At 61.1% G+C, this 11672-nt stretch carries 10 protein-coding genes and 1 pseudogene; 10 read left to right on the top strand and 1 reads right to left on the bottom strand.

Translation table 11 applies throughout. From position 1 onward, the window contains the following. Positions 1-27 precede the first annotated feature (27 nt). From BN1130_RS09560 to parC, 10 genes and pseudogenes are all read left to right on the top strand, one after another. Positions 28-474 carry a DUF1249 domain-containing protein gene (locus BN1130_RS09560; protein ID WP_042041700.1) on the top strand — a complete coding sequence of 149 codons (447 nt, stop codon included), beginning with the start codon at positions 28-30 and terminating at the stop codon, positions 472-474. Between the two features lie 26 nt (positions 475-500). After that, positions 501-1319, top strand: a complete 819-nt coding sequence (gene cpdA / locus BN1130_RS09555) for a 3',5'-cyclic-AMP phosphodiesterase (RefSeq protein ID WP_042041699.1) — start codon at positions 501-503, stop codon at positions 1317-1319. 74 nt (positions 1320-1393) lie between these two features. Beyond that, positions 1394-1981, top strand: a complete 588-nt coding sequence (locus BN1130_RS09550) for a YqiA/YcfP family alpha/beta fold hydrolase (protein ID WP_042041698.1) — start codon at positions 1394-1396, stop codon at positions 1979-1981. Between the two features lie 84 nt (positions 1982-2065). Continuing rightward, positions 2066-2677, top strand: a complete 612-nt coding sequence (locus BN1130_RS09545) for an NUDIX hydrolase (RefSeq protein WP_042041939.1) — start codon at positions 2066-2068, stop codon at positions 2675-2677. A 35-nt stretch (positions 2678-2712) separates the two neighbouring features. Next, positions 2713-3108 (top strand): GFA family protein, encoded by a 396-nt coding sequence (locus tag BN1130_RS09540; RefSeq protein ID WP_042041697.1) that lies wholly within the window; start codon positions 2713-2715, stop codon positions 3106-3108. Between the two features lie 119 nt (positions 3109-3227). After that, complete coding sequence (locus BN1130_RS09535) at positions 3228-3446, top strand: DUF1656 domain-containing protein (protein WP_005894245.1); 219 nt, start codon at positions 3228-3230, stop codon at positions 3444-3446. Beyond that, positions 3439-4305 (top strand): efflux RND transporter periplasmic adaptor subunit, encoded by an 867-nt coding sequence (locus BN1130_RS09530; RefSeq protein WP_042041693.1) that lies wholly within the window; start codon positions 3439-3441, stop codon positions 4303-4305. Before BN1130_RS09535 ends, BN1130_RS09530 begins: the two co-directional genes overlap by 8 nt. 75 nt (positions 4306-4380) lie before the next feature. Further along, positions 4381-6389: pseudogene (locus tag BN1130_RS09525) on the top strand (FUSC family protein). A gap of 176 nt (positions 6390-6565) precedes the next feature. Then, entirely contained in the window at positions 6566-8461 is a 1896-nt protein-coding gene (parE, locus tag BN1130_RS09520) for a DNA topoisomerase IV subunit B (RefSeq protein ID WP_042041692.1), read from the top strand. Between the two features lie 84 nt (positions 8462-8545). Further along, on the top strand, positions 8546-10840 hold the full coding sequence (gene parC, locus BN1130_RS09515) for a DNA topoisomerase IV subunit A (RefSeq protein WP_042041691.1): 2295 nt from the start codon (positions 8546-8548) through the stop codon (positions 10838-10840). 176 nt (positions 10841-11016) lie between these two features. Here parC and BN1130_RS21635 read toward each other — a convergent pair whose 3' ends face one another. Further along, positions 11017-11586, bottom strand: coding sequence for a GrpB family protein (locus BN1130_RS21635; protein ID WP_198135256.1), 570 nt, complete (start codon positions 11584-11586; stop codon positions 11017-11019). Between the last annotated feature and the right edge of the window lie 86 nt (positions 11587-11672).

The raw sequence follows: 11672 nt of genomic DNA, 5'->3' as shown, positions 1-11672 counted from the left end.
ACGGGTGTTGATTGATGGAGCTGCGAGATGCCGTTAGTCCAGAGCCCGATGAAACGCTATGTGCCTGATTTGATGTCCTTGCAGCGTACCTGCGAGGTGAACTATATGGCGTTGATGAAGCTGCTGCCCCCCGGTGGCAGCGTAGGAGCCGAGCGCCGCTATCAGGTCGGCAATGGCCTGCAGTTCCAGCTCACCGTCAGCGAGGAGAGCCGGTTCACCAGTCAGGTGATCCTGGCTCAGCACAACCCTGAGTTACCGGACTATTTGCAGACTCGCATAGAGATTCGTTTGTATCATGATGTGCGAATGGCGGAAGTGTGTGCGGCGCAACAGATTTCCAGGTTGCAACCACGTTATGATTACCCCAATACAAAAATGCACCAACGGGATGAAAAAGAGCAGGTAAATCTGTTCCTCGCCGATTGGCTCAAGTTTTGTCTCAGGCACGGTACCAGTCTGATTAACATCCTCTAGTTGAACCAATAAAAAGAAGCGTGATTTTGGACACAGAGCTACCTCAGGCGCCCGACGGCAGTGTGCGCCTGTTACAGATAACCGATACCCATCTGTTCGCCAGCGGTGAAGGCAGTCTGCTGGCCGTGCGGACCGCCGACAGCCTGGCTGCCGTACTCGAACGGGTTCAGAACAATGCCCATCCGTTCGACCTTATCCTGGCGACCGGGGATCTCTCCCAGGATCACAGTCCGGAATCCTACCAGCGTTTTGCCTCCATGATGGCGCCCCTGTCGCGCCCCATCTACTGGCTGCCCGGCAATCACGACGACGGCCCCCTGATGACCGAGTACCTGCATGCGGCCGGGATCAGCGAGGCCAAGCAGCTGGTAGGGGATCACTGGCAGATCATACTGCTCGACACCCAGGTGCGCGGCAAACCCCATGGGGTGCTTGGGGATCACCAGTTGGCGGCCCTGGATCTGGCCCTGCGCCAGCACCCGGAGCGCCATGCCCTCATCGCCTTGCATCATCAGGCGGTGCCAGTGGGCTGCGCCTGGCTGGATCAGCACAACCTCAAGAATGCCGATGATCTCTTCGCCGTACTGGCGCGCCATCCGCAGCAAAAAACCATCCTGTTTGGCCATGTCCATCAGGAGTTTGACGAGGTACACAGGGGAGTGCGGCTCATCGCCAGCCCCTCCACCTGCATCCAGTTCAAGCCGCTCTGTGAGGGCTTCACTCTGGATGAGTCGGGCCCGGGTTGGCGTTACCTGACTCTGCACCCCGATGGCCGGATCGCCAGCCAGGTGTGGCGCCTGCCCCTGGGCCAGTTTGTACCTGACCCCAATGCCACCGGTTATTGAGGGGCTGATATGAACGTGGTGCTACTTTATCCTTGGGATGTCAACGCGGCGCCAAGGTTGCTCGGAGGGGCACGATGAGTTCAGTGTTGCTTTACCTGCACGGTTTCAACTCCTCACCCGGTTCGGCCAAGGCGCGCCAGATGGCCGATTGGCTCGCCGAACACAGGCCCGACATCGAGGTGCTGATCCCGGCGCAGCCCAATACCCCGGCAGCAGCCTGGGCGGCCATAGAGCAGACCATCGCGGCCGCGCAGGCCCGCCACGGCGACCGCCTCAGGCTCGGCGCCGTGGGCAGCTCCCTGGGCGGTTTTATGGCGACTCGGGTGAGCGAGCGCTATGGCTGCCGCGCCGCCTTGATCAATCCGGCGGTACGTCCCCATGAGTTGCTGCAAGATTTCTTGGGGCCACAGACCAATCCCTATACCCATGAACGCTATGAACTGCTGCCCCGGCACATGGACGAGCTCAGGGCGCTGGCGGTGCCGGTGACGGCACCGGATCGACTCTGGGTGCTGCAACAGCAGGAGGACGAGGTGCTCGACTATCGCAAGGCGCTGAGCGAGTACTCCTTTGCCCGGCTCTCCCTCGAGTGCGGCGGCGATCACAGCTTCGTTGGCTTCGAGCGTTTCCCGGCCCAGATAGTCCATTTTCTGGGGCTCTGAATCATGGCTCCCGACACCCACCCCCAGTCAGACCCCCAAGAGAGCCATCACCCGGACTCGCGATCCGGCCCAGACCAGCCTCGGCTGGCTTCTTTTCTGGAACAGGTGCTGGCCACGGCCCAGGCCGGACTGACCTACTCCAGGGATCCCTTCGACATAGGGCGCTTTCATGCCCTGCGCGATGCCACCGCTGCCCTTATCGCCGAGCAGAGTGCGCAGGATCCTGTGCGGATTGCTGACTGGATTGCCCTGGATAGCGGCTATCCGACCCCCAAGCTGGATGTGCGCGCCCTGATCCTCAACGAGCAGGGGCAGCTGCTGTTGGTGCGCGAGCGCAGCGATGGTTGCTGGACCTTGCCCGGCGGCTGGTGCGATATCGGTGACTCACCGGCGGGGGCCGTGGTGCGAGAGGTGGTCGAGGAGACGGGCTTGGTCTGTCGCGCCGTGCAACTGCTGGCGCTGTTTGACAAGCTCAAGCATCCCCATCCGCCGCAACTGCCCCATGCCCACAAGGCCTTCTTCCTGTGCGAAGTCGTGGGGGGGCAACTGCTCACCGAGACGGATGAGACTCAAGACGCCGCCTATTTCCCCATCGACGCCTTGCCCGAGTTGTCGCGTCATAGGGTGGTGGCGTCACAACTGCGTACCTTGCATGCCCATGTGCAGCAGGGACGGCGCGATACCCTGTTCGACTGATCCCGTCAGGGCGAGGCCAGCGGCAAGGAGGCTGCATGATCAAACGTATCGGCAATACCCCCATCGAAGAGACACACAGGGCCAGCTGCCATTGCGGGGCCGTGGTACTGGAGCTCAGTCTGCCGGACGGTGTGGTGGATCCACGGCGCTGTGACTGCTCTCTGTGTCGGCGGCGCGGCGCCATCGTCGCCTCGGTACCGCTGGCGGCGATCCGCATACTGCAAGGGGAAGAGGTGCTGCGCTGCTACCAGTTCAATACTCGCACCGCCCGCCACTATTTTTGCGGGAGATGCGGCATCTATACCCATCATCAGCGCAGATCCAATCCAGCCGAGTATGGCTACAACCTCGCTTGCCTCGACGGTGTCAATCCGTTCGAGCTGGGTGAGGTGCCGCTGCGGGACGGGGTAAATCACCCGGCCGACCAATAAGGGTGCCAGCTGTTGCTGTAGCGACCCGAATGGCTGTGTTAACCTTGGCAAGCCTGCCCCGGTGCAGGTCATAACGGGTTTCTTCAGCCCTTCCTCGCCAAACAGGGAGCACGCCAGTGATGACCCCTTCAGCCCTGCCCGATCTGATCCTCGGCGCCTCGCTCTATTTTCCGCCCCTGTTCAAGGCGGTGTTGCTCGGGCTGCTCGGCTGGCTGCCGCTGCATCGTCTGGTGCGCGACTGGCTCTATGGCGGTGATGTCTGGCACCCCATGCTGATGGATCTCTCCCTCTTCGTACTCGCCGTGTGCGGCGCTCTCTGGATCTTGCTACATGGCTAAATCACCGCTGGCGACTCTCAAATATCTATCTACCCTGCTGGTCTGCGCCCTGGCGCTGGGGGCCGCCTGGTGGTTGTGGAACTACTACATGCAGGGCCCCTGGACCCGGGATGGCAAGGTGCGGGCCGAACTGGTCAGCGTCACCCCCGAGGTGTCGGGCAAGCTGCTCGATGTCCGGGTGCAGGACAACCAGTTGGTAAAGCAGGGAGAGCTGCTGTTTCGTATCGATCCCGAGCCCTATCGCATCGCCGAACGCAATGCCATGGCCGCTCTGAGCAAGGCGGAGTCCGACTTTGCCAAGGCCAGTCACGAGGCGAGCCGCAGACGCAACCTGGCGCGCAATGTCATCTCGGCGGAGGCGGTGGACGAGGCCAAACTGAATCAACAGGCGATGCAGGCCGCCTTTGAGGTGGCCAAGGCCAACCTGGCCCAGGCGCAGTGGTCCCTGGCCAAGACGGATATCCATGCCAGCACCGATGGCTACATCACCAACCTGCAAACCCGGGTTGGCAACTATGCCAGTGCGGGGACCCCGCTGGTGGCGCTGGTCGATACCCACTCCTTCTATGTGCTGGGCTATTTCGAGGAGACCAAGCTGCGCCATATTCGTATCGGCAGGCGGGCCGAGATAGTGCTCTACAGCTCGGACAGGCCCTTGACCGGCACCGTGGAGAGCATAGGGCGCGCCATCCATGATCAGAGCCTGGCGTCAGGCTCCGGACTGCTGGTGGATGTCAAACCGAACGTGCCCTGGGTGCGCCTCGCCCAGCGGGTGCCGGTGCGCATTCGACTCGATGAGGTGCCAGCGGATGTCACCCTGATCGCCGGTACCACCGTCTCCATTGCCATCCATGACTGATATCCCCCTGCTTGTGCCCCTGCCGGGCTGCTGCGCGGGCTTGTGCCCTGACGACGGCAGGAGGCGGTGGTGAGGCTGGCGCTACCCCGCTGGCGCCAGAGCCCCTGGGGCAAGGCGAGCGCCGATCAGTGGCGTTATGCCCTGCGCAATGGCCTTGCCATGTGTCTGGCACTCTGGCTCGCCTTCGTGCTGCAACTCGACTCCCCTTACTGGGCCATGACCTCGGCCGCGGTGGTGAGTTTCCCCACGGTAGGGGGCGTCATCAGCAAGAGCCTGGGCAGGGTACTGGGCAGTCTGATGGGGGCCATGGCCGCCATCCTGATCGCCAGTTATGGTCTGGCCGATCCCTGGCTGTTCAGCCTGCTGATCGCACTCTGGATAGGCCTCTGTACCTATGTCTCCAACCACTATCAGAACAATGTCTCCTACGGCTTCGCCCTGGCGGGTTACACCGCAGCCATCATTGCGTTCTCCTGCGTCAACGTCGATGACTCTCTCTACATCTTCGACATCGCCCAGGCGCGAGTGAGCGAGGTGATCACCGGCATCCTCTGCGGCGCCTTCATGATGATGCTGCTGCCGAGTACCGGTGATGGCGAGACCCTGCTCGGCTCCCTGCGCCAGAGCCAGACCCGCCTGCTCGAACATGCCCAGCTGCTCTGGCAGGGGCAGAGCAATGCCGATATCCGCCAGGCCCACCAGGGCATCATCAGCCAGATCCTCACCATGAATGTGCTGCGTATCCAGGCGGTGTGGAGCCATCACAGGTTCAGGCGCCACAACCGTCTGTTCAACTTCCTGCTCCATCGCCAACTGCGCATGACCAGCCTCATCTCCGGGGTACGTCGCCTGCTGCACAACTGGCCAGCGCCCCCTGCCGGGCTCAATGAGTTGCTCGCCGCGCTGCTCAAGGCCCTGGCCGCCCCCGATTGCGACAAATACCGCATCGCCCGCCTGCTGGCGCCCCTGGTCGGGAGTGAGGATTATCGTACTCGGGTGTTCTGGCAGCGGCTGCGCCACTTCTGCTGGTGCTATCTGGAGGCGCAGCGCTGGCTGGACAGGCTGGTGCAGGCCAGGCAGAGAGGGCAGGAGGAGCCAGTACAATGGCCCGCCCCCCCAGACTGGCCTCCCTGACCATGCACACCGACAGCTATGAGGCTGCCTATAACGGCGCGCGCACCTTTCTCTGTGTGCTGCTGGGCTGTATCTTCTGGTTCCAGACTCAGTGGGATGGGGGCAGCGCGGCGCTGACCCTGCTCTCGATCAGTTGCGTGCTCTATTCGGCGGTGCCTGCGCCTCTTAAAAGCGTGACCACCATGCTGCAGGCCATAGTGCTGCTCAGTCTGGTCTGCTTCCTGGTGAAGTTCGGCCTGATGATCCGGCTGGAGGCGCTCTGGCCCCTCATCCTGTTGCTGCTGCCCGTCCTGATAACCATGCAGCTCCTCAAGTTGCAGCGGCCAGGCAGCGCCGCGCTCTGGGGTCAGTTGATCGTGATGCTTGGATCCTTTCTCGCGATCTCGAATCCCCCCAGCTATGACTTCCTGGGTTATATCAACGGCAGTCTGGCCCAGATGCTGGGGGTGATGGTCGCCGGGCTGGCGTTTCAGATCCTGAGACCGAGCTCGGATGGCCGCAAGAGCCGCCGCCTGATGCGCCGTCTGCGCCGGGATTTCATGGATCAGCTGCGCACCCGGCCGCAGCAGAGTGAGCACGAGTTTGAGTCCCGCATCTATCACGCCATCAGCCAGCTCAGCCAGAGCCAGGATCAGCAGGCCCGGCTCTGGGTGCTGCGCTGGGGGGTGGTGCTGCTCAACTGCAGCCACATCGTCTGGCAATTGCGGGACTGGCGCGGGCTCAATCCTGCGCTCTATCCGGTGCGGGATCGCTGCATTCGCAGCCTGAAAGGGATCTTGACCGAGGGGGGCGTGCAGCAGGCACACCTTGCCAGCACCCTGACCGAGCTGACGCGCCTGGATGTGCTGCTCGCCCGCGATCCGGACAGGGAGTCCCGGGCGCTGGCCGGGCTCATCTGGCGGCTCTCCAGCTCCCTCTCCCAGCTAGAGCAGGCGCTGCCCAGCGACTGAGTCGGGTCTGGGGCGGGACGGATTTTCCCTCCTGGCAGCAAGGGGGTTGCAAAGGGATGGCCTCCTGCCTTGGCTGCCATTTCTCTCGATCCGGTCACTCTTTGCCGTCGTCTCGTTTGTCCAAGGCCCTCGCAAGAGTTAAGATTCTCCCCAAACGTCAATTCGCAAGGCCCTCCATGTCCACTCAATACAATGCCGATGCCATTGAGGTCCTCAATGGCCTCGAACCGGTGCGTCGCCGTCCCGGCATGTACACCGACACCACCCGGCCCAATCACCTCGGCCAGGAGGTCATCGACAACAGCGTCGACGAGGCGCTGGCGGGCCATGCCCGTACCCTGGAGGTGACCCTGTTTGAAGACCAGTCCCTCGAGGTGATCGATGACGGCCGTGGCATGCCGGTCGACATTCACCCGGAGGAGGGGGTATCCGGCGTGGAGCTGATCCTCTGCAAGCTGCACGCGGGGGGCAAGTTCTCCAACAAGAACTACCAGTTCTCCGGCGGTTTGCACGGGGTGGGCATCTCTGTGGTGAACGCCCTCTCCGATCGGGTCGAGGTGACGGTGCGTCGCGACGGCCAGGTCTATGACATCGCCTTCGAGCGCGGCGACAAGGTGCAGGAGCTGACTATCACAGGCACCTGCGGGCGCCGCAACACTGGCACCCGGGTGCGCTTCTGGCCAGAGGCGCGCTATTTCGACTCGCCGCGCTTCTCGGTCTCCAAGCTCGAGCACCTGCTGAAAGCGAAAGCGGTGCTCTGCCCCGGCCTTACCATCAAGTTCCTCGACAAGAACACCGGCATCAAGCTGGAGTGGTGCTACGAGGATGGCCTCAAGGATTACCTGATCGATGCGGTCAAGCAGTTCACCTGCCTGCCGGAGCAGCCCTTCGTCGGCTCGTTCAGTACCGATCAATCCGCCGCGGACTGGGCCCTGTGCTGGTTGCCGGAAGGGGGCGAGTGCCTCGCCGAATCCTATGTGAACCTGATCCCCACCGCCCAGGGCGGCACCCACGTCAACGGCCTGCGCCAGGGGCTGCTCGACGCCATGCGCGAGTTCTGCGAGTTCAGAAACCTGCTGCCGCGCGGGGTCAAGCTGACCCCGGAAGATATCTGGGATCGCTGCGCCTACATCCTCTCCATCAAGATGCAGGATCCCCAGTTTGCCGGTCAGACCAAGGAGCGGCTCTCGTCCCGCCAGAGCTCGGCCTTCGTCTCCGGGATAGTCAAAGATGCGTTCAGCTTGTATTTGAACAGCAACACCGAGCTGGCGGAGCAGATCGCCGAGATCTGTATCTCCAGTGCCCAGCGCCGGCTGCGCGCCGCCAAGACGGTGGTGCGCAAGAAGATAACCCAGGGCCCGGCCCTGCCCGGCAAGCTCACCGACTGCAACTGCGCCGACCCCATGCAGGGGGAGCTGTTCCTGGTGGAGGGTGACTCCGCGGGCGGCAGCGCCAAGCAGGCGCGGGATCGCGAGTTCCAGGCCATCATGCCCCTGCGCGGCAAGATCCTGAACACCTGGGAGGTGGAGGCTGGCCAGGTGCTCGCGTCGCAAGAAGTGCACGACATCTCGGTGGCCATCGGCCTGGATCCGGACTCCGAGGATCTCTCCGGCCTGCGCTACGGCAAGGTGTGCATCCTCGCGGATGCGGACTCGGACGGTCTGCACATCGCCACCCTGCTCTGCGCCCTGTTTGTTAAGCATTTCAGAACCCTGGTCAACAAGGGCCACGTCTATGTGGCCATGCCGCCCCTCTACCGGATAGATATCGGTAAAGAGGTCTTCTACGCCCTCGACGAGGACGAGAAGAACGGCGTGCTGCAGCGGGTCGAGGCCGAGAAGAAGAAGGGCAAGGTGATGGTGACCCGATTCAAGGGGCTGGGTGAGATGAACCCGAAACAGCTGCGGGAAACCACCATGGATCCCAACACCCGCCGCCTGGTGCAGCTCACCATGGGCGAGCTGGAGGAGGGGGACGAGACCCTGCAGCTGATGGACATGCTGCTGGCCAAGAAGCGCTCCGGAGATCGCCGGGAGTGGCTGGAAGAGAAGGGCAACCTCGCCATCATCTAAGCCGTCGGCTGGCCCTGTACGGGCCAGCAAGCATTTAGCCGGAGTCGCCCTGTGGCGGCCCCCGAACCGAAAGAGAACTATCACATGAGTGATGCTATCGAGCTCAGTCTGGATGGGGTAGAGCGCCAACCCATGCGCGCCTTCACCGAGCAGGCTTACTTGAACTACTCCATGTACGTCATCATGGACCGGGCTTTGCCCCATATCGGCGACGGCCTCAAGCCGGTGCAGCGGCGCATCATCTACGCCATGAGCGAGCTGGGGCTCTCCGCGCTCTCCAAGCACAAGAAGTCCGCCCGAACCGTGGGGGACGTGCTGGGTAAGTACCATCCCCACGGTGACAGCGCCTGTTACGAGGCCATGGTGCTGATGGCCCAGCCCTTCTCCTACCGCTATCCGCTGGTGGACGGTCAGGGCAACTGGGGTGCGCCGGACGATCCCAAATCCTTCGCCGCCATGCGTTACACCGAGGCGCGGCTGTCGCGCTTCTCCGAGCTGCTGCTCTCCGAGCTCGGCCAGGGCACGGTGGAGTGGACGCCGAACTTCGACGGCACCATGAAGGAACCCGTGGTGCTGCCGGCTCGTCTGCCCCACATACTGCTCAACGGCATCACCGGCATCGCGGTGGGCATGGCGACCGACATTCCGCCCCACAACGCCCGGGAAGTGGCCCATGCCTGCGTGGAGCTGCTCGACAACCCCAATGCGGGGCTGGATGTGTTGATGCAACACATCCAGGGGCCGGACTACCCGACCAATGCCGAGATCATCACCCCGCGCGATGATATCCGCAAAATCTACGAGACCGGCAAGGGCTCCATCAAGCAGCGGGCGGTGTGGAACGAGGAGGATGGCGACATCGTCATCACGGCGCTGCCCCATCAGGCCTCGGGCGCCAAGATCATGGAGCAGATCGCCGCCCAGATGGTGGCCAAGAAGCTGCCCATGGTCACCGACCTGCGCGACGAATCGGATCATGAGAACCCGACCCGTCTGGTGATCATCCCCCGCTCCAACCGGGTGGATGTGGAGGCGCTGATGGCCCACCTGTTCGCCACCACGGACTTGGAGAAGAACTATCGGGTCAACCTCAACATCCTGGGGCTGGACAACAGACCCCAGGTGAAGACCCTCAAGATGATCCTCGCCGAGTGGATTGTCTTCCGTCGCGAGACGGTGCGCCGTCGCCTGCAGTACCGCCTCGACAAGGTGCTGGCCCGCCTGCACATCCTCGAAGGCTTGCTGGTGGCCTACCTCAACATCGACGAGGTGATCGAGATCATCCGTACCGAGGATGAGCCGGGCAGGGTGATGGTGGAGCGCTTCAATATCAGCGAGACCCAGGCCGAGGCTATCCTCGAACTCAAACTGCGCCATCTGGCCAAGCTGGAAGAGTTCAAGCTGCGCGCCGAACAGGACGAGCTGGCCATAGAGCGCGACAAGCTGGAACTGCTGCTGGGCTCGGAGCGCCGCCTCAATACCCTGCTCAAGAAAGAGCTGCTGGCGGATGCCGAGAAGTACGGCGACGATCGCCGCACCCCGCTGGTGGAGCGTGCCACCGCCGTGGCGCTCACCGAAAAAGAGCTGACCCCGAGCGAGCCGGTCACCGTCATCCTCTCAAGCTCTGGCTGGGTGCGGGCCGCCAAGGGCCACGACGTGGACGTGGCAGGCCTCTCCTACAAGGCGGGGGATGGTTATCTGGCTCATGCATGTGGCCGCAGCAACCAGCAGGCGGTGTTCCTCTCAAGCCTTGGCAGAACCTACGCGCTGGAGGCGCACGGTCTGCCATCGGCCCGCAGTCAGGGGGAGCCGCTCACCGGCCGCTTCGCGCTGGGGGCCGGCGAGGAGGTACGTCATCTGGTGATGGGCAACGAGGGTGAACCTTATCTGATCTGTTCAGATGCCGGTTATGGCTTCGTCTGCACCTATGACGATCTCATCGGCAAGAACAAGAACGGCAAAGCATTGCTCAGCGTGCCGGAAGGGGGCCTGGTGATGGCGCCCCAGAAGATTGGCTCGCCCCAGACCGACCTCTGCATGGCCATCTCCAACGAGGGGCGCATGCTGCTGTTCCCGCTCAGCACCCTGCCGGTGCTCGGCAAGGGCAAGGGCAACAAGCTCATTAGCATCCCCTCCGCTCGCGTCAAGGCGCGGGAAGAGTTTATGGTGATGGCCGCCATCATACCGCAGGGGCAATATGTCACCCTGTTCGCCGGCAAGCGCAAGCTGACTCTCAAACCCTCGGATCTGGACTACTACCGCGGCGAGCGCGGCCGCCGCGGCGCCAAGCTGCCCCGCGGTTTGCAGCGGGTGGATAGGATAGAGATTGAACCCGCAGCCGGTGCCGAGCCGGTAGCTGGAGAGAATCAGGAAGGTTAATTAATAAAGAAGGGCGCGAAAGCGCCCTTTCTCTACATTAAAAATCAAATAATAGGTGTTAAGCTGTGTGATTTAGACTTGAGCTGGTAGAACTCTGCGGTATAAACAGACCGTCTGCTATGAGCGAGAAGTAGACCTAATACGTTCAAAATTTGACAATATAGCCAAACAAAATATCAAATAAATCCTAACTGATTAAAAATCTTATTATAGATATCGTGTACCACTTTACTTTTGTTTTCGTGATATTTTTGAATATCAAAGCTGCAACCATTTATTGCTTCAAATTTGGCATCAGCATATAGTTTGCAGTCCTTCTCTGACTGTCTAAGCCAATCTCGAAAAAGCAAGTGACGGACTGTTTCTGGAGTATCACGAGTGAAAACATGTAGGTTAACTCTAGGATTATTATAATGAAAAAGACGATGACCATGAAAGCGGGGTTCACGAACGATTAGCCTATACCCAAGACTTTCAAGCGCTAATAGATACGTTTTTTCATCAGCAGCATCGGCAACCGTCAGATCAATATCAATAACGGGTTTGGCAGCGAGACCAGGTACTGCCGTAGAACCCACATGATCAATTTTTAGTAGATGCGAACCTAATTTATTCTTAATTTTAGATGCCAGTGTTGAATATATGTTCGGCCACAAAGGATCATAAGCAACGACCACTACATTCTCAATCGGCGGTACGCCATTAACAAAATAGCTATCCTGAGGATCAATGACATAATGCTCCATTATCTCTTTTGGACTAACCATAAACGGATACCTATAGACCATACAAATTATAACGATAGCGTACCGGATATGAATCTGGATGTCTC

Source organism: Aeromonas rivuli (assembly GCF_000820045.1).
GTDB classification, from domain to species: domain Bacteria; phylum Pseudomonadota; class Gammaproteobacteria; order Enterobacterales; family Aeromonadaceae; genus Aeromonas; species Aeromonas rivuli.
The sequence above is the reverse complement of the archived record's forward strand: the minus strand, read 5'-3'. Positions and strand labels throughout refer to the sequence as shown.

Coding starts and splice junctions, on each gene's coding strand:
- parE (WP_042041692.1), top strand. CDS start 6,566: ATGTCCACTCAATACAATGCCGATGCCATTGAGGTCCTCAATGGCCTC.
- BN1130_RS09535 (WP_005894245.1), top strand. CDS start 3,228: ATGACCCCTTCAGCCCTGCCCGATCTGATCCTCGGCGCCTCGCTCTAT.
- BN1130_RS09540 (WP_042041697.1), top strand. CDS start 2,713: ATGATCAAACGTATCGGCAATACCCCCATCGAAGAGACACACAGGGCC.
- BN1130_RS09550 (WP_042041698.1), top strand. CDS start 1,394: ATGAGTTCAGTGTTGCTTTACCTGCACGGTTTCAACTCCTCACCCGGT.
- BN1130_RS09530 (WP_042041693.1), top strand. CDS start 3,439: ATGGCTAAATCACCGCTGGCGACTCTCAAATATCTATCTACCCTGCTG.
- BN1130_RS21635 (WP_198135256.1), bottom strand. CDS start 11,586: ATGGAGCATTATGTCATTGATCCTCAGGATAGCTATTTTGTTAATGGC.
- parC (WP_042041691.1), top strand. CDS start 8,546: ATGAGTGATGCTATCGAGCTCAGTCTGGATGGGGTAGAGCGCCAACCC.
- BN1130_RS09560 (WP_042041700.1), top strand. CDS start 28: ATGCCGTTAGTCCAGAGCCCGATGAAACGCTATGTGCCTGATTTGATG.